The sequence below is a fragment of the Oceaniradius stylonematis genome (assembly GCF_965223445.1).
Classification (GTDB): domain Bacteria; phylum Pseudomonadota; class Alphaproteobacteria; order Rhizobiales; family Rhizobiaceae; genus Roseitalea; species Roseitalea stylonematis.
Genome location: NZ_OZ244994.1, coordinates 1,409,442 through 1,429,044, shown reverse-complemented (window position 1 = coordinate 1,429,044; position 19,603 = coordinate 1,409,442). Strand labels below are relative to the sequence as shown.

The window sequence follows — 19,603 nt, the reverse complement described above, 5'->3', positions numbered from 1 at the left end:
GCCAGGCCCCCTACGCTGCCGCGCCGAGATAGGCTTCGATGACGCCGGGGTCGCCGGAGACTTCCGCCGGCGTGCCGGACGCGATCTGCTGGCCGAAGTTCAGCACCACGATATGCGAACAGATGTCCATGACCATGTGCATGTCATGTTCGACCAGAAGGACGGTGATGCCGAACTGCTCCTGCACGTCGAGGATGAAGCGCGCCATGTCGGCCGTCTCCTCGCGGTTCATGCCGGCAACCGGCTCGTCGAGCAGCAGCACCCTGGGCTGCATGGCCAGCGCACGGCCGAGCTCGACGCGCTTTTGCAGGCCGTAGGGCAGGATGGTGATCGGGTATTTGCGGATGTGGTCGATCTCGAGGAAGTCGATGACCTTCTCCTCGATCTCGCGGCGCAGTTCGAGCTCCTCGCGCCGGGCCGGCCCGAAATAGCTCAGTGCCGACCAAAGCCCGGTCCGCAGCCGCGTGTGGCCGCCCAGCTTGATGTTGTCGAGCACCGTCATGCCGCGGAACAGCGCGATGTTCTGGAAGGTTCGCGCGATGCCCATCTCGGCGCGCCGGTCTGGCGACAGATGGGAGATATCGTTGCCGCCAAAGAAGACCTGGCCGCGATCGGGCTGGTAAAAGCCGGAAATGGCGTTGAACAGGCTTGTCTTGCCGGCGCCGTTCGGGCCGATGACGCCGGTGATCTCGCCGGGTTTTGCGGCGAAGCTGACGCCTTGCAGCGCCTTGATTCCGCCGAACGACAAATGAACGTCGCGCACTTCGAGCATGCGCCGTTTTCCTCCCCAAGCGGCGAAGACGCATCGCGCTCGCTGCCGCTTTCAATCCTCCGGCATCGGCGTCGATCCATCGGGCCTTGGACTTTCTTCGCACGGCCCGCACCGGGCTGCAACATGCCACTCAAGCACGGCGACGGTTGCCGACGTGTGGTTTCGGTTGACCGCACCGGCCGAAGGCTTTTGACATGGGGCGGTGAGGGAACCGGCAAAGGGTGGTGTCATTGGGCGCTTTGAGTTCGGACAATCTGCTGTTGGGCGACGAGGGCAGGCAGGCCGGTCTGGCGCGCGCGCTCTACCGCACCGTCTGCGATCTGCCGATCATCAGCCCGCACGGCCATACGGACCCGGCCTGGTTTGCGCTGAACGAGCCGTTTCCCGATCCGGCGCACCTGTTGGTCGTGCCCGACCATTACGTATTCCGGATGTTGGTCAGCCAGGGCGTGCGGCTTGACGATCTCGGTATTGCCCGTATGGACGGTGCACCGGTCGAGACCGATCCGCGCGCGATCTGGCAGCGTTTCGCCGAGAACTGGCATCTGTTCCGCGGCACGCCGACGCGGCTGTGGCTGGACTATACGTTCGAGAAGCTGTTCGGGCTGACCGAGCCGCTGAGCGCCGCGACCGCAACTGAGGCCTACGAGCAGATTGACGCCTGCCTCAAGCGCGACGAATTCCGGCCGCGCGCGCTTTTCGAGCGGTTCAACATCGAGGTGATCAGCACCACCGAGGGCGCGCTCGATCCGCTCGATCATCACCGGGCGATCGCAGAAAGCGACTGGCAGGGCCGTGTGGTGACGACCTACCGGCCCGATGCGGTGATCGATCCCGACCATGAAGGCTTTTCCGGCGCGCTCGATGCGTTCGGCGAGATGACGGGCTGCGATACAGGACGCTGGCAGGGTTATCTGGATGCCCATCGTGTCCGCCGCGCCTTTTTCCGCGACCATGGCGCGACGGCCACCGACCACGGGCTCCAATCGGCTCGGACCGCCAACCTGTCGGGTGCCGACGCACAAGCATTGTTCGACCGTATCCGGTCGGGACGGGCGGGCGAGGGCGATGCCGACCTGTTTCGTGCGCAGATGCTGACCGAGATGGCGAAGATGAGCGTCGAGGACGGGATGGTGATGCAGATCCACCCCGGCTCGGTGCGCAACCATCATGGCGGCGTGTTCGAGACCTACGGCCGCGACAAGGGTTTCGACATTCCGGCCGCCATCGACTACGTCCACGCGCTGCGGCCGATGCTCGACGCGGTGGGCATGGAGCCCGGCCTGTCGGTGATCGTCTTCACGCTGGACGAGACCAGCTATGCGCGCGAACTGGCGCCGCTCGCCGGCGTCTACCCATCGCTGAAGCTGGGACCGGCCTGGTGGTTCCATGACAGCCCGGAGGGCATGCGGCGCTTTCGCGAGATGACGACGGAGACGGCGGGCTTCTACAACACGGTCGGCTTCAATGACGACACACGCGCCTTCCCTTCGATCCCGGCGCGCCACGACATCGCCCGGCGGGTCGATTGTGCGTTCCTTGCGCGGCTCGTGTGCGATCACCGCCTGCGCGAGGACGAGGCGTTCGAGCTGGCACGCGAACTGACGGTGGACCTGCCGCGCAATGCCTACAAGTTCGACCGCCCGGACTGAACGACCGTCGAGGAATGAACCGATCCGCCTGACCAACGAAACCCTCGATCGAGCCGCCGCGCGCCGGCCCGGCTATGACCGCGCAAGGGTTACGCCCGGCATCGTGCATCTGGGCGTCGGCAATTTCCATCGCGCTCATCAGGCCGTTTTTATCGACGATTGCCTGGCGTCGGACGGAACGTGGGGCATTCGCGGCGTATCGATGCGCCGGCCCGACATGCGCGATGCACTAGCGCCGCAGGATGGTCTCTACACGCTGGCAGTCAAGGACGGCGCGTCCACCGAAGCCCGCATCGTCGGGTCGATCCTCGATGTGCTGGTCGCGACCGAGGGTGTCGAGCCGGTGCTGGCCGCGTTGACCGATCCGGCGACGCGGATCGTCAGCCTGACGGTGACGGAGAAGGGCTATTGCCGCGATCCGGCGACCGGCGATCTTGATCCGGAAAATGCCGGCATCAAGGCCGATCTGGCCCGCCCCGGTCGACCGGCAACGGTGCCGGGGCTTCTGGTCGAAGCGCTGCGCCGGCGGCGACGGGCCGGTGTCGCCCCTTTCACCGTTCTGTCCTGCGACAACCTTCCGTCCAACGGCAAAACGCTGGGCCGGATCGTCGGCCAGTACGCCGCGCTTGCCGACAACGCTCTTTGTGAATGGATCGCCGGCCATGTCGCCTTTCCGTCCAGCATGGTCGACCGGATCGTGCCGGCGACGAGCGATGCGGACCGGGCTGAGGTCGAGGCCTTGATCGGTCTCGAAGATGCCTGGCCGGTCGTCACCGAGCCCTTCACGCAATGGGTCATCGAGGACATTTTTCCAGCAGGCCGGCCCGATCTCGCCGCGGCCGGCGCCGAACTGGTGACCGATGTGGAACCCTTCGAGCGCATGAAGCTGCGCATGCTCAATGGCGCCCATTCGACGCTGGCCTATTTCAGCCAGCTTCTCGGGCACGAGACGGTGGCCGATGCCATGGCGGATGACGCGCTTGCGCGGCTCATCGCGCAGGTGATGGGCGAGGCTGCCGCGACGCTCGATCTTCCGGCCTCCGACCTTGCGCGCTACGGGACCGCGCTGCGGACCCGGTTCCGCAACCCGGCGCTGAAGCACAGGACCGCGCAGATCGCCATGGACGGCAGCCAGAAGATCCCGCAGCGGCTGCTCGGCACGATCGCCGACGCACATGCCGCGGGCAAGCCGTGGGATGGCCTGGCAAGCGGCGTGGCGGCCTGGATCGCCTTTCTTCGGCAAGGTCCGGTCGACGATCCGATGGCCGGCCGGTTTTCGGCGCTCGCCGCCCGTCATGCCGATCCGGTACGCCATGCCAATGCGGTGCTCGATCTGCGTGAGGTCTTCGGCACGCTGTCGGATGCCGACTGGTTCACAAGCCGGATGCGGTCGCTTGTCCAGACCATGGCCGACGAAGGTCCGCGCGCGGTCCTGCCGCAATGACCGTGCGAGCGTCAAACGCTGATCGAAAATTTGGCTTGCCGGTCAGCGGCTGCCCGGATCGTCGCAATCGAAATCGAAACGGTCGGGCAGTTGGAGCCCGGCGTCGAGATGATGGCGCACGGCCCGCACCGACACCCCGTCGCGATAAAGCCAGGGATCGTCGGTGGCGCGTTGCCAGTCCTCGGTCGCCGCGCGCAGCCGTTCGAGCGTTTCCCGATGGTCGGGATGGCCGGCCAGATTGTCCACCTCGAACGGATCGGCATCGAGGTCGTACAACTCTTCGGGCGGGCGGCGAACATAGTCCCTGACGGTGCGCTTGCCGATCATGGCCGGGTCGGCATTGCGCATGCCCTCCCAGGAGAGCGAGCCGTAGAGATCGCCGGAGAACGGAAAGTCGAGCTGCCATGCGACATTGCGATGGTATTTGTAGCGCGGCGTGCGGGCGAAGCGGGTCGGCCAGTAATTGGTGATCTCGTGGAAGGTGTGCGAGCCGAAGACGATCTGCCAGTCATCGTGCAGCGTCTCGTCTTCGAGGATCGGCAGCAGCGAGCGCCCCGATCTCGTGTCGCTGGCCTGCGCGGCGCCGGCCCAGTCGAGCAGGGTCGGCAGGATGTCGACAAAGGAGACGAGGTTCGGATTGCTCAGGCCGGCGCGCGCGCCGGGCTTTCGCATGATCAGCGGCAGATGGACGCCGGCATCGTAGAGCGTCGTCTTGGAATTGAGGAACGGCGCGCCATTGTCGCTGAGAAAGACCACCAGCGTGTCGTCCGCATGGCCGGCCTCTTCGAGCGCATCGAGAAGAAGCCCGACGCCCCGGTCGAGCCGGTGGACCGAACGGTAGTATTCGGCCAGTTCGAGCCGCACTTCCGGCAGGTCGCTGAGGAAGGGCGGCACCGAGACCTCGGCGGGTGAAAAGACGCGCTCATTGGGGTCGTCTTCGAAATTGCTGTTGCCGAAACCCGAGCGCGTCATGTCGCGATGCGGATCGACGAAGCCGACCGTCAGGAAGAAGGGCTTTTCGGCGTTGCGGGCGGCATCGAGAAAGGCGCGCGCCTGTCCGACGACCCAGGCGATGTCGCGCGTGCCGCTCTCCTCGCGCACCGCCCATGGATAGGTCTCGGGCGGGCCGACATGAACCTTGCCGACGATGCCGGTCAGATAGCCGCGCGCATTCAGAAGGGCCGGCGCGGTCTCGACATGATGGAAGGTCATGAAATGGTGATGGTCGTGATGCAGGCCGTATTGGCCGTTCTGGTGCGTGTGCAGGCCTGTGTAGATCACCGAACGGCTGGCAGAGCAGGATGCCGTCGACGTGAAGGCCATGTCAAAGCGTGTGCCCTGGCCGGCGAGCCGATCGATGTTGGGCGTCGCGATCGTCGGTTCGCCGTAGCAGCCCGCCATGCGGCCCAGATCGTCGGCGATCATCATCAGGATGTTGCGGCTCATGCGGGGACGCTTTCGGGAGTGGTGCCGAGCGGCGACGATGTGCGCGGGAACTCGGCGATCACTTCGCCGGCGACGGCAACGGCGTGCTTGAGGCGCTCATGCAAGGGCATGCCACGTGCCAGCGCGTCGAGATAGCCGGCATTGAAGCTGTCGCCGGCGCCGACCGTATCGACCGGTTGCGCGGGGACCGCGCTCGCGTGAAGCGTCCGGCCATTGCTGTGGCCGGTGGCGCCCTTGGCGCCTCGCTTGATGACAAGCGTCGCCTCGGCGTCCAACCAAGGCGCAAGCGTCGCGGTGGCGCTCTCGGCATCGTCGGTGCCGGCCAGCGCGGCGGCCTCCTTGTCATTGACCAGAAGGTGGTCGCAGCCGGCGATCCAGTCGCGCGCCAGGGTTCGTTCATCCGGCGTCCAGTCGCCGTCCGGCCAACCCGGATCGATGGCAATCTCCGCGCCGCGTGCGCGCAGCCAGTCCTGCAGCGCACGGTGACCTTTCATGAGCGCGGGCATCGCAAATCCGCCGCTGAGCATGACGAGCGTACCGTCCAGCGGCAGGCCGTCCAGTTCGGTGCAGAAGAAATCGGCGTCGAGATCACCCAGATGTCCGAGCGAGGACAGGAACGTGCGCTCGCTGTCGGGGTGCAGAAGGCCGATTGTGAAGCCGGTGGCGCCGGCGCGCATGGCCACGCGGTCGAGCGGTCCGTCGAAGGCGCGTCCGATGGCTTCGCCGGCAAAATCGTCGCCGCGCGCCGAAACAAGGCCGGATCTGGCGCCCAGCCGCTGCAGCACGAGCGCGGTGTTGGCCGCAGAACCGCCGACGCGCAGGTCGCCATGCGCGAAGAAGGATTCGGTTCCCCGCTCGGGCCACTGGTCAAGATGGCCAATGATCACGTCCAGATTGGCGTTGCCGACGACAAGGATCGGTCGGGCCGCCATGTCAGGCTGCCCTGGCACCATGCACCGGACGGCCCGATGCATCGAACAGGTGAATGGCGTCCGGTTGCGGGGTCAGGAACACCATCTCGCCTTCGCCAATCGGTTCGGCGCCGGCGAGGCGCACATTGACCATGCCGGCCGTCTCGGTGTCGACATGGGCGAATGTGTCCGAGCCGAGCGCTTCGGTCAGCCGGACGGTGCCCTTCCACAGGCCCTTGTCGCGCGACAGGTCGACATGTTCGGGCCGGATGCCGAAGGTGGCGGCGCCATGGCCGGCAGCGACCTCGCCAACGATGAAGTTCATGCGCGGCGAGCCGATGAAGCCGGCGACGAACTGCGAGGCGGGCCTGGCATAAAGTTCGAGCGGGGTACCGACCTGCTCGACATTGCCCGCGTTGAGGACGACGATCCGGTCGGCCAGTGTCATCGCCTCGACCTGGTCGTGGGTGACATAGATCATGGTCGTGTCCGCAAGCCGCTTGTGCAGGGCGGCAATCTCAAGGCGCGTATCGACGCGAAGCGCCGCGTCGAGATTGGAAAGCGGCTCGTCGAACAGGAAGACGCGCGGCTGCCGGGTGATGGCCCGGCCGATGGCGACGCGCTGGCGCTGGCCGCCGGACAGTTGCCGCGGCTTGCGCTCCATGTAGTCGCTGATCTGCAGCATGTCGGCGGCCTGGGCGATCCGGGCCTTGATCTCGTCGGACGACAGCTTGGCCTGTTCAAGCCCGAAGGCCATGTTCTCGAACACGGTCATGTGCGGATAGAGCGCGTAGGACTGGAACACCATCGAGATGCCGCGCTTGGCCGGCAGCACATCGTTCATGCGCTGGCCATCGATCATCAGGTCGCCGTCGGAGATGTCCTCGAGCCCGGCGATCAGGCGCAGAAGGGTGGACTTTCCGCAGCCCGACGGGCCGACGAAAACGACGAACTCGCCGCCCTCGAGCGCCAGATTGACGTCGCGCAGCACCTCGACGGTGCCGAACGACTTGCAGACGTTTTTCAGTTCGACCGAGGCCATGTGGTTACCCCTTGACCGCGCCGGCGGTCAGGCCGGAGACGATCCTGCGTTGGAAAATGAGAACGAGCACCACCAGCGGCAGCGTGACCACGACCGAGGCGGCCATGATGTTGCCCCAGGGCACTTCGAATTCGCTGCGCCCGGAAATCAGCGCGATGGCGACGGGCACCGTGCGCTGGGCATCGGTGGACAGGAAGGTGAGCGCGAACAGGAACTCGTTCCAGGCCTGGATGAAGGCGAGAAGGCCGGTCGTCACCATGGCGGGCCACAGAAGCGGCACGAAGATGCGCCTGATGATGGTGAAGGAGGAGGCGCCGTCCATGATCGCTGCCTCCTCGATCTCGACCGGCAATGCGCGCATGAAGGTGGTCAGCACCCAGACCGTGAAGGGCAGGGTGAAGATCATGTACGAAAAGACCAGCGACCAGAGCGAGTTGAACAGGCCAAAGGCGCGGACAAGTTCGAACAGCCCGGACAGGACCGCGATCTGCGGGAACATGGACACCGACAGGATGGTGAGCAGCAGAAGGCCGCGCCCGCGAAAGCGGATGCGGGCGAGGGCGAACGAGGCGGTGATCGCGAGAAACAGCGAAATGATGACCGTTACCGTCGCCACGAAAACCGAGTTGAGGATCTGCTTTCCGAAAACCCCGTCCGACAGCATGGAGCGGTAGTTGGACAGGTCGAACACGGCCGGCAGATAGTTGACATCGAACAGCGCCTGGCCGTCTTCCAGCGACGTCAGGACCGCATAGTAGAACGGGAACAGCGCCTGAATGACGATGATCGCGACCAGGGTGTAGAAGCCTGTCGTCTTGAGCCAGGCCGGCGCGGTCATCGCTCGTCTCCCTCAAGGTTCATGCGGGTCGCGTAGATGAAGCCGATGGTGATCAGCGCGATGATGAAGAACAGAAGGGTCGATGCGGCCGAGCCGTAGGCGAAGCGGTCGAAGTCGAACAGGTTCTCGCGGGCGTAGACGCTCATGGTGCGCGTGGCGTCCGTGTTGGGCGTCATCACATAGACGATGTCGAAGACCCGCAGCGCATCGAGCGCGCGGAAGACGATGGCGACCAGAAGCGCCGGCATGATCAGCGGCAGCGTCACCCTGCGGAACAGGCGGAACGGCGGCACGCCGTCGAGCCTGGCCGCCTCATACATGTCCCTGGGCACCATTTGCAGGCCGGCGAGGATCAGAAGCGCCATGAAGGGCGTCGTCTTCCACACATCGACCATGATGACGGCGATCATCGCGGTCTCGGGCGACGCGGTCCAGGCGACGGGCGCATCGATCAGGCCGATGCGCTGCAGCATGTCGTTCACGATGCCGAACTGGTCATGCAGCATCCAGGCCCACATGCGGGCCGAGACGATCGTCGGGATCGCCCAGGGGATCAGGACGGCGGCCTGCACCCAGACGCGGCCGGGAAACTTCTTGTGCAGGACGAGCGCGATGACGAGGCCGAACAGGGTCTCCAGCGACACCGAGACGATCGCGAACCAGACCGTGTTCCAGACCGAGCGCCACCAGCGCGAATCGGCGAGCAGGCCGAACCATTCGCCGTCGCCGTTTCCGTAATCGACATATTCAAGATAGTTGCGCCAGCCGATGAAGCGCGCTTCGCCCAGAAGGTCGAGCGAGGCGTCGGTGAAGGAAAACCAGATCGTCCGGTAAAGCGGATAGAGCGCGACGCCGGCGAGGACGATCAGCATCGGCGCCAGGAAAAGCCATGCCGACCGGATGCGCTCGCGCGACAAGCGCGAGGTCCTGGCGCTGGCCCTTGCGGTGGCCGGGGAGATGTCCGGTGCAGCACTCATGGTCGGTTCCGAGAGGGTTTGCGCACGGGCCGCGAACGGCCCGCGCGCGGGGAGGAAAGCCTACCAGCCGGCGCCCTTCAAGCGCTTGAGGCGCGCTTCGAGCTTGGCCAGGTTCTCTTCGGCGGTGCCGTTGCCGCTCATCGTGTCGTGCACGGCGGTCCAGAACTCAGAGGAGACCTCATTGTACTGGCGCTTGGTGGCGGCCGACGGGCGCGGCAGTGCACCGTCCACGACCGGCTTCCAAAGCGGGATGAATTCCTGCTCGGCGGCGACCTCGGCGTCTTCATAGACGGCGGTCAGGGTCGGCGGGCGCGAGGTGACGATGGCGCGCTCTTTCTGGTTCTCATAATTGTTCAGGAACCGGACGAGTTCGATCGCTTCCTCCTGGTTTTCGGAGTATTTCGACACACCCAGATGCCAGCCGCCAAGCGTGTGCGCCGACGGCTTGCCTTCGCCGCCCGTCGGCAGGGTGCGGACGCCGAAATTGCCCTTGATCGGGCTGTCGTCGCCATTGCCCAGCGCATAGGCATAGTTCCAGTTGCGCATGAAGACCGCATTGCCCGACTGGAACACGCCGCGCGCATCCTCTTCCTTGTAGTTGAGCACGCCATCGGGCGCGATGTCGCCGACCCAGGATGCGGCCATGGTCAGCGCCTCGGCGGCCTGCGGATTGTTGATGCCGATGGTGCCGTCGTTTTCGACGATGCGTCCGCCGCCGAAGCTGACGATCCATTCCTGCGCATTGCAGGTCAGACCCTCATAGGCGGCACCCTGGAAGACAAAGCCCCACATGTCGGCATTGCCCTCGGCCCGCTCGGCTTCCATGATCGCGCGGGCGGTCTCGGTCATCTCCTGCCAAGTCTCCGGCACCGCCTTGCCGTGCTTTTCCAGAAGGTCCGAGCGGTAGTAGAGCGCCGGCGCGCCCAGGAACATGGGAAGCGCCACCAGCTTGTCGCCGACCATCTGGCTTTCGACGGCACCGGGCACGAAGTCGCCGATAATGTCTTCGACATGCGGCATCAGGTCGATGAAGTGGGTCTCGATCTGCGGTGCCCAGATCACGTCGAGCCGGTAGACGTCGATGTCGGACGACTGGGCCGCCAGCCACAATTTGTACTGGGCGAACTGGTCGGTGGTCGATTCGGGCATGGAGACGATGGTCACGGTGTGACCGGTCTCGGCCTCGAACTTGTCGAGCTGGGCGCGCAGGATCTCCTGGTCGCGGCCCACCGAGCCATGCACGATGTTGAGTTCGGCCGCGATGGCGGTGCCCGCAAGAAGCGTGGCGCCGGCCAGCGCGGTCATGAATTGAAGATGTCGTTTCATCGGAATTCCTCCCTGGTTGGTGAAACGGTCGGCGGTTTGCGGAGACGGTTCATTGAGCTGCGTCTCCAAAAAAGATCGGTGAAGTCCAGGCCATCTGGCCATCGCGCTGACAAAGGCGCGCATAGACGGTTTCGCCGGGCTCGGCCGCGCCCAGATCGAGGGTGCCGGCCCATTGCCACTGGTGCGGCTGCGGCAGCATGTGAAAGCGGAAGGCGGGCGAATCGATCGGCCCCAGATTGCCGCTCAAGGCGCCTTCCATCAGGCGCGTCAGCGGAACGGAGATCGACGTTTCGTCCAGTTCGGCATGGATGACGGCATCGGCGCGGGCGGTCAGGCGCAGCGCGAAGCCCTGCGTCGCCGAGGTGACATTGTTGGGGTTGGCTTCGGCGGTCACGGCAAAGCGCACCGTTTCGCCGTCCCGGCCCAGATACGGCAGCGGATGGGCATTGTCGCCGCCCTCCAGCGGCGAGACCACTTCGGGGCCGCGAAAGCGCGGTTCGACGGCATCGATGGCGCCGTTTTCGAGCCGGACGGTGCCGGTCCAGTGGTGGCTGGTGCGCCGTGCGCCCCAGCCCAGTTCGACATAAAGAACGGTCTCGACGGTGCCGGCGGCCGAACGGCTGATCGGCGCCGGTGCCAGATCGGGCGAGATGCGCGTGAAGAGCTCGCCATTGCGGACGATGTCGATCGTGTCGATGAACCCGCCGGCAACGGCCTCTATCTGCAGTGTGGCGCGCGGCGCCGGCGCGGCAACGTCACCCTGGATCGCGTCGCCCGCTGCGATGAGGAGATGGGTCGTGTCGCCGGTCAGCGCGTTGGTGTGCCGGCCGCGCATGGCCGCCCAGATCGCCTCGCGCCCGCCGCCGTCGATCGCGCCATAGGCCGCCATCCGGCCATGGCCCCACGAGCCGGGAAAGCCGCTGTGATGGTCGGTGTTGCCGACAATGCCGAACCGGGCGCCGCGCCGCAGCCCCTCGGCCATGGTCGAGCGACCGTCGACGGGACCCATGGAATGCAGATAGCCGCGCGAGGTTTCCGATGCCTCGGCGCAGCCATGCATCGAAAACATCTCGACAAAGGGCGACAGGGCAGGATCGAACGTGTCCCAATTGATGCCGCGTGCGCCCTGCCGGTAACCGATATGGTGCGGGAAAGCCAGCGCCCGGCCACCCTTGTCGGCGGCAAGCCTTGTCCTCAGCTCTGCCGGCGTGTCGGCCAGCACGATCGGGTCCGGCTCGAGATCGGCATAGACGATCGTGTAGTCGCCATCGGCACATGAGTGGATTTCATATCCGGGAAAGACCCAGAAGCCGTTCTCGTCATTGTGGCGGGAGAGCGTCTCGAAATGGTCCTTCCAGCCGGCACGCAGCTTGGCGAAACCCTTTTCGTGGAAGTCGACAATGTGGGCGACGGCAGGGTCGTCGACCGGCATGTCGGGCCAATGGGCATGGCCGGTGATCGAGACAAAATCGAGCTGGAGGGCCGCGCGGTCGAGCGCGCCGTCGAGGCTGCCATGGCCGTAGGACAAGGCGCAGTGATTGTGGATGTCGCCGAAATAGGCGCGCACACCGCGCGCGGCGGCAAGGGGCGCGAGCCGGTCGGGCAAGGGCGCTGTCATGGCGCGTCCTCCACCCTGGCGGGATCGATCGGCTGGCCGCCATTGCGCAAGGACCACAGGGCCGCATGGACCATGCGCAGCGAGGAAAGCCCGTCGCCGGGACCGACCGGCGGCGTGGCGCCGGCGCAGAAGGCGCGCATGGTGCGCACCAGTTCGAGGTCGGCGCCGAAATGGGTGGACTGGCGTTCCGGATCGGTGAAGGTCACCGTCTCGGCCTTGTGGCCGTGGGCGGAGACGATGTCGATGCTGCCCGAATGGCGTTCCATGCGCAGCCGGCCCGACGCGCCGACGATCTCCAGCGTTTCCTGATCGGCCGCCCACGGGCCGAAAATGGTGAAGAACAGGCAGGCCGTCATGCCGTTCTCATAGGCGACCGAGATGATCGCGTGGTCGTCAATGTCGGCGCCGGGCAGGAAGACGCAATTGTCGTTGCGGTCCTCGATGCGGTGCGCATGGGTCCAGCTGTCATTGGCGACGCGGCCGACACCCTCGAACTTGTCGACCAGCGTCTGGTGCCGGCGATAGGGGCAGACACGCTCGCACTGGCTGCACCGCGGCGGCGCGTCGGGGTCGGGCGCGAAGATGCCGCTGCGCCCGCCGATGGCCGACACCGAGACCGGGCGGGCGCCGGCGATCCAGTTGAGCACGTCGAAATGGTGCGAGCACTTGTCGTTGATCGCCCCGCCGGACTTGGACTGGTTGCGGTGCCAGAGCTGAAGATAGCGCGTGTAGGGGATGACCGAGCGCAGCAGGATCATCTGCGGATCGCCGATGCGGCCCTTGTGGGCCAGATCGACGGCCTCGATCCAGGGCTTCTCGTAGCGGCGGGTGAACCCCATCATGACCGGGCTCGAAGCCGCCTCGGCACGCAGGATCGCCTCGGCGTCGGCGAGCGTGACCGAAATCGGCTTGTCCAGATAGATCCGTTTGCCGGCTCTGGCGGCGATCTCGACCGGCTCGCGATGAGCGTCGGTGTGGGTGGTGACGAGGACGAGACCGACCGATGGATCGGTGATGGCCGCTTCCATCCCGTCTTCGGGCATGACGGTGTGGGCGATGCCCTTGTCGGCATAGATCGCGGTCAGGTGGTCGGCGGCGTGGCGCGCACGGTCGGGCAGCGCATCATGCACCGAGACGATCCTGAAACCGGTCTCGGCGGCGATTTCGGCCATGCGCGCGCCGATGTAATAGGCGCCGCGTTCGCCCGCCCCGATGATCGTCACGCCGATCTGATGTTGCTGTTGTGGGGTGTGAAGCACGCCGCGCGTCCGCAATTGGTCTGAATGGCGGCACGTTATTTGAGTACAGGAATGGCTACAATGTGCCCTATACTCAATCGGCGTCCGGCGGCACGACACTGCCATGGACGATGTGGCCGATCGGCAGATAGTGCACGGTCGGCGCCGAGCCGGACATGGCGATCCGTTCGGTGATGATCCTTTCGAACAGGTCGAGCTTTTCACGGTGCGAATTGCCGATCACGTCGAAGCGGCGCACATGCTCGGACGGAAAATCGGTGCTGCCGAGCAAGAGTACGCTGAGTTCGTCGCCGATCGTCTGGCCCAGATCGGTCAGCGCGCGCTCCAGCATGAAGCCCTCGACGATCCCCCAGGCGATCAGCGCGGTGAAGGGCAGCTTGCCGTTCTCGTCGCGCAGCGGGCCGAGGGCCGCGGTGATGTCACCGATCTGGGTGGCGCCGGGAAGTTTGTCCATGGCGATCAACCGGCCGGCATCGGGGTCCGGCAGCCAGCGGCACAGAAGCTCGAATTCGCGCCGCGCCATCGCGATCTGGCGGGCCTCATGACCGGAGGTGAGAAAGCCGATCCGCTCATGACCCTTGTCCTGAAGCGTGCGGAAGGCGATCGACAGCGCCTCGCGCCAGTTGGTGCCGATGGCGTCGGCATCGATGCCGGTCGCCGACACGCCGTCGACGATGATGGCGCGCGCATGGCGCTGCAATTCGGCCAGAAGCTCGATCGACATGACCTCGAAATGGATCTGGATGAGGCAAGCCTTGAAGCGCCCCAGACGCCCGAGCAATGCGACCGCCTGCTCCTCGCTCGAATAGCCGATCTGCAGCACCGAGTGCCCGCGCGCCTTGAGCCGCTGTTCCATCTCCTGCAGCACCGACCGGGCAAGCCGGCTGTCGGAAATCCGGTAGAGAACGAGAAGGTCGCCCTCCCACTGTTCGGCCTCGCCCGTGTCGGGATCGGCGACAATCAGGCCCAGGCCGGGCTGGGCGCGCAGGCGGCCTTCGTCGAGAAGCGGCCTGAGCGCCTGTTCGACGGTGCGTTGCGCCGTACGGTGGGTGCGCATCAGCGTCTTGACCGTCGGCAGTTTTTCGCCTGGTTCGGCCGCTTCGATCCGCCGGGTCAGCGTCTGTCTTATGCGGTCTATCTTGTCGATGGTGCTCTGGCGCATCGGTGTGCTTGTGCGGGTTGCCGGCTTTCTGGGGCGAAGGCGTTATCATCGCATCGCGGCCAAGCGGCGTCCATGGCCGTTGCGCCGCCTCAGCGGGGCGCGGCGCGCCTGGCGCGGCGGGTCGACAGGTAGAGGCTGGTCTGCGAATTGGCGATGCCGTCGACCAGCCGGATGCGGTTGAGCACCGCATCGACATCCGACAGCGTGTCGGCGGCCAATTCGACGACGAGATCCCAGCGGCCATTGGTCGTGTGGACGGCATGAATCTCGGGAAATCCGCCGAGCGTTTCGACGATGCGGTCCTTCCCCTTGCCCTCGATCTCGATCATCGTCACGCCGCGCACGCCGCGTTCCTCGACATCGCCGCGCAGCACGACCGAGTATCCCAATATCTCGCCGCTCGCCTCAAGGCGGGACAGGCGCGCGCGCACCGTCGCGCGGGTGATCCCAAGCTGCGCGGCGAGCTGCGAAATGGACGCGCGTCCCTCGCCGCGCAGAACCGACAACAGCCGATAATCGGTTTCATCCATGGTTTGTCGCCCAAACTGGTCGTTTCCATTGATCACAACAGATAATCGGAATGCAAGTTTGGTCACTATTTTGGCTTGTGACTGCGCATTTCACCGTGGTCGGTTGGGCCGAGGGCGATACAGGGAGCCGACGCGTGCAGCACACTGGCAACAGACCGGACATTGGGGGAACGAGGGTGCCCGGTGGGGCGGCGGCCGCGCCTCTCGACATAACGCTTGTGGGCGTGCCGGTCGATTGCGGCAGCGCCTATCGGGGTTGCCTGATGGGTCCCGACGCATTGCGTGTCGCCGGGCTCGCCGAAAGCCTGTCCGAACTCGGCCATCGCGTGTCGGACGCCGGCAATCTGGCGCCCGACTTGCCCGGACCGCGCGAGCATACCAATCCGGCAATCCACGATCTGGGACCTTCGGCGGGCTGGGTATCCGCCCTGTCGGATGCCGCCTTTGCCGCCAGTGCCGACGGGCCGCCGATCTTTCTGGGCGGCGATCACCTGATGTCGGCGGGCACGGTTTCAGGCGTTGCGCGACGGGCGGGAAAACGCGGCAGGCCGCTTTTTGTGCTGTGGCTCGACGCGCACACCGATTTCCACGATCTGAACAGCACGCGCAGCGGCAATCTGCACGGCACGCCGGTTGCCTATTTTACCGGCCGCGCCGGGTTCGAGGCTTTCCCGCCAATGCCGGCGCCGGTCGCCGAAGAAAGGGTCGCCATGCTGGGCATTCGCTCGGTCGATGCCGAAGAGGCCACGCGGATCGGTGGGACGGCGATCGCCGTCACCGACATGCGGGCGATCGACGAGGTGGGCATTGCGCGGCCGCTGCGCGCTTTTCTGGACCGCGTCGCCGCCGAGGATGGCGACCTGCATGTGAGTTTCGATGTCGATTTTCTCGATCCGGACATCGCGCCCGCTGTCGGCACCACCGTGCCCGGCGGCGCGACCTTCCGCGAGGCGCATCTGGTGATGGAGATGCTGCATGACAACGGCCGGGTGACCTCGCTCGACATCGCCGAACTGAACCCGTTCCTCGACGATCGCGGCCGCACTGCCCGGCTGGTGGTCGATCTGGTCGCCAGCCTGTTCGGCAAACGCGTGATGGACCGGCCGACGCGCGCCGCCTGACACCGCTTTTTCAAGGGAATCCGCCATGACCGCCATGACATCGACACCGTCAAAGCCCGCATCGCAGACGCCGCCCGGACCGCCCGAAGGCTCCAATCTGGTGCCGTTCGTTTCGGTCGACAACATGATGAAGCTGGTCAATGCGATCGGCGTCGAGCGGGTGCTGACGGAGCTTGCCGATTACATCGAGGACGACTTCCGGCGCTGGCCGCATTTCGACAAGACGCCGCGCGTCGCCTCCCATTCCAAGGTCGGCGTGATCGAATTGATGCCGACGTCGGACGGCGAGTATTACGGCTTCAAATATGTCAACGGCCATCCAAAGAACACGCGCGAGGGACTGCAGACCGTCACCGCTTTCGGCGTTCTGTCGTCGGTCGAAAACGGCTATCCGCTGCTTTTGAGCGAGATGACGATACTGACGGCGCTGCGCACGGCGGCGACATCGGCGGTCGCGGCGCGCCATCTGGCGCCCAAGGGCGCGCGCACCATGGCGATGATCGGCAATGGCGCGCAATGCGAGTTCCAGGCTCTGGCCTTCAAGGCGATGCTCGGCATCGACGCGGTGCGCCTCTATGACACCGACCCCGGCGCGACCGCCAAGGCGGCGCGGAACCTTCAAGGCACCGGCCTTGCGGTCACCTCCTGCACGAGCGGCGAGGAAGCGGTCGAGGGTGCGCAGATCATCACAACCTGCACCGCCGACAAGCAATATGCGACGATCCTGACCGACAACATGGTCGGCTCGGGCCTGCACATCAACGCGATCGGCGGCGACTGCCCCGGCAAGACCGAACTGCATCGCGACATCCTGCTGCGGTCGGACATTTTCGTCGAATACCCGCCGCAGACGCGCATCGAGGGCGAAATCCAGCAACTCGACGACGACCATCCGGTCACCGAATTGTGGCAGGTCATCACTGGCGACACCGCCGGGCGCACGGCGCCCGAACAGATCACGCTGTTCGATTCGGTCGGGTTCGCGACCGAGGATTTTTCGGCGCTGCGTTACATCCATGACCGGCTGCGCGGGACCGGCTTCTTCGAAGAGTTGGACATGCTGGCCGACCCGGACGAACCGCGCGATCTCTACGGCATGCTGATGCGCGCTTCCGCAGCTTCCCGATCGGATTGAACCGCTCTACAAGCCGGGTGCAACATCCCACCTTCGGCAAGAGCCATGAACATCATCATCAAGATCACATGCCCGGACCGGATGGGCATCGTCTCCGCCCTGTCCACGGCGCTCGCCGCGCATGGCTACAACATCATCGAGAGTTCGCAGTTCCACGAGCCGGCGCCGGGCACGGCGCGCCGCGCGGGCGAGGGACGCTTCTTCATGCGCGTCGATTGCGTCCAGACCGCCGACGGTGCCGGGGCCGAAACCAATGCCGCCGGCCTTGCCGCCTTCCTCGACGGGTTCCGCAGCGAGTTCGATGCCCAAGTGTCCGTCGACGACAAGGACCGGGTGATCCCGGCGATCGTCATGGTCTCGAAATTCGACCATTGCCTTCAGGACATCTGGTACCGGGTACGCACCAACACCCTGCCGATCCGCATGGCCGCGATCGTTTCCAACCACACCGATTCGCAGGCCGATGCCGCGCGCTGGGGCGTCGATTTTCATCATCTGCCGGTAACGCCCGGGACCAAGGCGGAACAGGAGGCGCGGCTTGAGGCGATCATGGCCGAAACGGGCGCCGAACTGGTGGTGCTCGCCCGCTACATGCAGATCCTGTCCGACGGGTTCAGTTCGCGCCATTTCGGCAAGCTGATCAACATCCACCATTCCTTCCTGCCGGCCTTCAAGGGCGCCAAGCCCTATCACCGGGCATGGGACCGCGGCGTCAAGCATATCGGCGCGACCGCCCATTATGTGACGCCCGATCTGGACGAAGGGCCGATCATCGAGCAGGGGACCGAGCGGGTGAGCCACACCTCAGACCCCGACGATCTGGTCATGCGCGGGCGCGATGTGGAGGCGCGCGTCCTGTCGCGGGCGATCCGGCTCCACGCGGAGGGGCGCGTCTTCATCAATGGCAGCCGCACGGTCGTGTTCGAGCCGTAAGGACCGCCCCGGTTCAAAGCCGGTCGACGATCCGCTGCATCGCCGCCTTGTAGCGCCGGCTGACATCGTCGCGCGCGATGTGCCGTCCATCGCGGACCACATGCCGGCCGGCCGACCAGACATCGCGGACCGCTTTCGATGCACCGGCGAATATGAACCCGTCGAGCAGCTGACCGGTTGTCAGCGGCAGCAGCGTCTCATCGTTTCGATCAAGCGTCAGAAGATCGGCGCGCATGCCCGGCGCGATGGCGCCGCACTTGCGGCCAAGCGCTCGGGCGCCGCCGGCGAGCGCCGCGCGGTAAAGCGTGTCGCCCGTCGATGTGCTGCGTCCGGCGATCACGTTTCGGGCGCGGTGGTGAAGGCGCTGGCCATATTCGAGAAGGCGCAGTTCGCCCGCCAGCGTGATCTGCACATTGGAATCGGTGCCGATGCCGAATGCGCCGTCGGCAGCCAGATAGTCCGCCGCGTTGAAAAGCCCGTCGCCGAGATTGGCCTCGGTGACCGGGCACAGGCCCGCCACCGCGCCGCTCTGCGCCAGCCGGCGTGTTTCCGCAGCGCTCATGTGCGTGGCGTGCACGACGCACCAGTTTTCACCGATGCCGACCCGGTCGAGCAGCAGTTCGATCGGCCGTGCGCCATGGGCCGCGACGATCGCCTCCACTTCGGCGGTCTGTTCGGCGGCATGGATGTGCAAGGGGCCGTCCGCGAATGCTGCCTGCAATTCGGCGATCTGGTCGAGCGTGACGGCGCGCAGGGAATGGGGCGCGATGCCGAGCGCGCCGTCTTCGGCAAGCACTGGCCGCGCCGCCTCGGCGATCCGCAAAAGGCTGTCCGTGTCGTTGCCGAAGCGGCGCTGGCCGCCCGACAGCGGCTGTCCGCCCGTGCCCGCAAATGTGTAGAGAACGGGCAACAGCGTCAGGCCGATGCCGGTCTCCGCGGCGGCACCGATGATGCGATGGCTCAGTTCGGCAGGGTTTTCGTAGGGTGCGCCGCCCGGCTGGTGGTGCAGATAGTGGAACTCGGCCACGCTGCCATGGCCTGCTTCCAGCATCTCGATGAAGGCGAGCGCCGCGACGGCGCCGATCTCGTCGGGTTCAAGCGTGCCGACAAAGCGGTACATCAGGTCCCGCCAGGTCCAGAAACTGTCGTCGGTCTCGCCGCGCCGCTCGGTCATGCCGGCCATCGCCCGCTGGAAGGCGTGGCTGTGCAGATTGGCCATGGCCGGCAGCAAGGCGCATCCGGTCAGGCGCCGGTCGCCGTGCTCAGCCGGCGTGTCCGCGACCACCGAGGCGATTTTTCCGTCTTCGACGGTGACGCGGACGTTTCTTGCCCACCGGTCCGGCAACATCGCTTCGGGCGCCCACAATGCGGTCATGATGCCGTCTCCGATTGGTGCCATCGCCGCGTCGAATGCGATTGACAGCGTCATCAATGGCT

The 19,603-nt window shown here is 65.8% G+C and carries 17 protein-coding genes; 5 read left to right on the top strand and 12 right to left on the bottom strand.

Annotated features, from left to right (window positions below; translation table 11 throughout):
* Positions 1 to 10: 10 nt before the first annotated feature.
* A complete protein-coding gene (locus ACOQOU_RS07095; protein ID WP_306024972.1) occupies positions 11 to 772 on the bottom strand; it encodes an ABC transporter ATP-binding protein in 762 nt (253 codons plus the stop codon).
* Positions 773 to 1,002: 230 nt separating this feature from the next.
* On the opposite strand from ACOQOU_RS07095, the gene uxaC reads away from it, so the two are divergent.
* Both uxaC and ACOQOU_RS07085 read left to right on the top strand, forming a co-directional pair.
* A complete protein-coding gene (gene uxaC, locus ACOQOU_RS07090) occupies positions 1,003 to 2,424 on the top strand; it encodes a glucuronate isomerase (RefSeq protein WP_306024973.1) in 1,422 nt (473 codons plus the stop codon).
* A complete protein-coding gene (locus ACOQOU_RS07085; RefSeq protein ID WP_306024974.1) occupies positions 2,396 to 3,868 on the top strand; it encodes a mannitol dehydrogenase family protein in 1,473 nt (490 codons plus the stop codon). Before uxaC ends, ACOQOU_RS07085 begins: the two co-directional genes overlap by 29 nt.
* Positions 3,869 to 3,910: 42 nt before the next feature.
* Here the strand turns inward: ACOQOU_RS07085 and ACOQOU_RS07080 are convergent, their stop codons facing one another.
* From ACOQOU_RS07080 to ACOQOU_RS07035, 10 genes are all read right to left on the bottom strand, one after another.
* Positions 3,911 to 5,314 carry a sulfatase gene (locus tag ACOQOU_RS07080; RefSeq protein WP_306024975.1) on the bottom strand — a complete coding sequence of 468 codons (1,404 nt, stop codon included), beginning with the start codon at positions 5,312 to 5,314 and terminating at the stop codon, positions 3,911 to 3,913.
* The gene (locus ACOQOU_RS07075) at positions 5,311 to 6,246 is read right to left on the bottom strand and encodes a carbohydrate kinase family protein (RefSeq protein ID WP_306024976.1); all 936 of its coding nucleotides are present in this window, start codon (positions 6,244 to 6,246) and stop codon (positions 5,311 to 5,313) included. Before ACOQOU_RS07075 ends, ACOQOU_RS07080 begins: the two co-directional genes overlap by 4 nt.
* 1 nt (position 6,247) lies before the next feature.
* Complete coding sequence (locus ACOQOU_RS07070) at positions 6,248 to 7,267, bottom strand: ABC transporter ATP-binding protein (protein ID WP_109765294.1); 1,020 nt, start codon at positions 7,265 to 7,267, stop codon at positions 6,248 to 6,250.
* A gap of 4 nt (positions 7,268 to 7,271) precedes the next feature.
* On the bottom strand, positions 7,272 to 8,105 hold the full coding sequence (locus tag ACOQOU_RS07065; RefSeq protein WP_306024977.1) for a carbohydrate ABC transporter permease: 834 nt from the start codon (positions 8,103 to 8,105) through the stop codon (positions 7,272 to 7,274).
* Complete coding sequence (locus ACOQOU_RS07060) at positions 8,102 to 9,082, bottom strand: carbohydrate ABC transporter permease (protein WP_109765290.1); 981 nt, start codon at positions 9,080 to 9,082, stop codon at positions 8,102 to 8,104. The genes ACOQOU_RS07065 and ACOQOU_RS07060 overlap by 4 nt, the downstream gene beginning before the upstream one ends.
* A 60-nt stretch (positions 9,083 to 9,142) precedes the next feature.
* The gene (locus ACOQOU_RS07055) at positions 9,143 to 10,408 is read right to left on the bottom strand and encodes an ABC transporter substrate-binding protein (RefSeq protein WP_306024978.1); all 1,266 of its coding nucleotides are present in this window, start codon (positions 10,406 to 10,408) and stop codon (positions 9,143 to 9,145) included.
* Between the two features lie 49 nt (positions 10,409 to 10,457).
* On the bottom strand, positions 10,458 to 12,026 hold the full coding sequence (locus ACOQOU_RS07050) for a hypothetical protein (RefSeq protein WP_306024979.1): 1,569 nt from the start codon (positions 12,024 to 12,026) through the stop codon (positions 10,458 to 10,460).
* A complete protein-coding gene (locus ACOQOU_RS07045; RefSeq protein ID WP_158585214.1) occupies positions 12,023 to 13,249 on the bottom strand; it encodes a Gfo/Idh/MocA family protein in 1,227 nt (408 codons plus the stop codon). Before ACOQOU_RS07045 ends, ACOQOU_RS07050 begins: the two co-directional genes overlap by 4 nt.
* Positions 13,250 to 13,358: 109 nt before the next feature.
* Positions 13,359 to 14,447: a GntR family transcriptional regulator gene (locus tag ACOQOU_RS07040; RefSeq protein ID WP_109765284.1), complete on the bottom strand. Its 1,089-nt coding sequence runs from the start codon at positions 14,445 to 14,447 to the stop codon at positions 13,359 to 13,361.
* Between the two features lie 89 nt (positions 14,448 to 14,536).
* Positions 14,537 to 14,977, bottom strand: a complete 441-nt coding sequence (locus tag ACOQOU_RS07035; RefSeq protein WP_109765282.1) for an Lrp/AsnC family transcriptional regulator — start codon at positions 14,975 to 14,977, stop codon at positions 14,537 to 14,539.
* 176 nt (positions 14,978 to 15,153) lie between these two features.
* Between ACOQOU_RS07035 and rocF the strand changes: the two genes are divergently transcribed.
* Genes rocF through purU form a run of 3 tightly spaced genes read left to right on the top strand, consistent with a single transcriptional unit; the run spans position 15,154 to position 18,166 of the window.
* Positions 15,154 to 16,098, top strand: coding sequence for an arginase (rocF, locus tag ACOQOU_RS07030; RefSeq protein ID WP_306024980.1), 945 nt, complete (start codon positions 15,154 to 15,156; stop codon positions 16,096 to 16,098).
* A 34-nt stretch (positions 16,099 to 16,132) separates the two neighbouring features.
* Positions 16,133 to 17,233 carry an ornithine cyclodeaminase gene (locus ACOQOU_RS07025; protein ID WP_306025169.1) on the top strand — a complete coding sequence of 367 codons (1,101 nt, stop codon included), beginning with the start codon at positions 16,133 to 16,135 and terminating at the stop codon, positions 17,231 to 17,233.
* A gap of 45 nt (positions 17,234 to 17,278) precedes the next feature.
* On the top strand, positions 17,279 to 18,166 hold the full coding sequence (gene purU / locus ACOQOU_RS07020; RefSeq protein WP_306024981.1) for a formyltetrahydrofolate deformylase: 888 nt from the start codon (positions 17,279 to 17,281) through the stop codon (positions 18,164 to 18,166).
* A gap of 13 nt (positions 18,167 to 18,179) precedes the next feature.
* Here purU and ACOQOU_RS07015 read toward each other — a convergent pair whose 3' ends face one another.
* Entirely contained in the window at positions 18,180 to 19,595 is a 1,416-nt protein-coding gene (locus ACOQOU_RS07015; RefSeq protein ID WP_346433265.1) for a formimidoylglutamate deiminase, read from the bottom strand.
* Between the last annotated feature and the right edge of the window lie 8 nt (positions 19,596 to 19,603).

Coding starts and splice junctions, on each gene's coding strand:
- ACOQOU_RS07055 (WP_306024978.1), bottom strand. CDS start 10,408: ATGAAACGACATCTTCAATTCATGACCGCGCTGGCCGGCGCCACGCTT.
- ACOQOU_RS07050 (WP_306024979.1), bottom strand. CDS start 12,026: ATGACAGCGCCCTTGCCCGACCGGCTCGCGCCCCTTGCCGCCGCGCGC.
- ACOQOU_RS07065 (WP_306024977.1), bottom strand. CDS start 8,105: ATGACCGCGCCGGCCTGGCTCAAGACGACAGGCTTCTACACCCTGGTC.
- ACOQOU_RS07085 (WP_306024974.1), top strand. CDS start 2,396: ATGCCTACAAGTTCGACCGCCCGGACTGAACGACCGTCGAGGAATGAA.
- ACOQOU_RS07070 (WP_109765294.1), bottom strand. CDS start 7,267: ATGGCCTCGGTCGAACTGAAAAACGTCTGCAAGTCGTTCGGCACCGTC.
- ACOQOU_RS07025 (WP_306025169.1), top strand. CDS start 16,133: ATGACATCGACACCGTCAAAGCCCGCATCGCAGACGCCGCCCGGACCG.
- ACOQOU_RS07040 (WP_109765284.1), bottom strand. CDS start 14,447: ATGCGCCAGAGCACCATCGACAAGATAGACCGCATAAGACAGACGCTG.
- ACOQOU_RS07035 (WP_109765282.1), bottom strand. CDS start 14,977: ATGGATGAAACCGATTATCGGCTGTTGTCGGTTCTGCGCGGCGAGGGA.
- ACOQOU_RS07095 (WP_306024972.1), bottom strand. CDS start 772: ATGCTCGAAGTGCGCGACGTTCATTTGTCGTTCGGCGGAATCAAGGCG.
- ACOQOU_RS07080 (WP_306024975.1), bottom strand. CDS start 5,314: ATGAGCCGCAACATCCTGATGATGATCGCCGACGATCTGGGCCGCATG.
- purU (WP_306024981.1), top strand. CDS start 17,279: ATGAACATCATCATCAAGATCACATGCCCGGACCGGATGGGCATCGTC.
- ACOQOU_RS07015 (WP_346433265.1), bottom strand. CDS start 19,595: ATGACGCTGTCAATCGCATTCGACGCGGCGATGGCACCAATCGGAGAC.
- ACOQOU_RS07075 (WP_306024976.1), bottom strand. CDS start 6,246: ATGGCGGCCCGACCGATCCTTGTCGTCGGCAACGCCAATCTGGACGTG.
- ACOQOU_RS07060 (WP_109765290.1), bottom strand. CDS start 9,082: ATGAGTGCTGCACCGGACATCTCCCCGGCCACCGCAAGGGCCAGCGCC.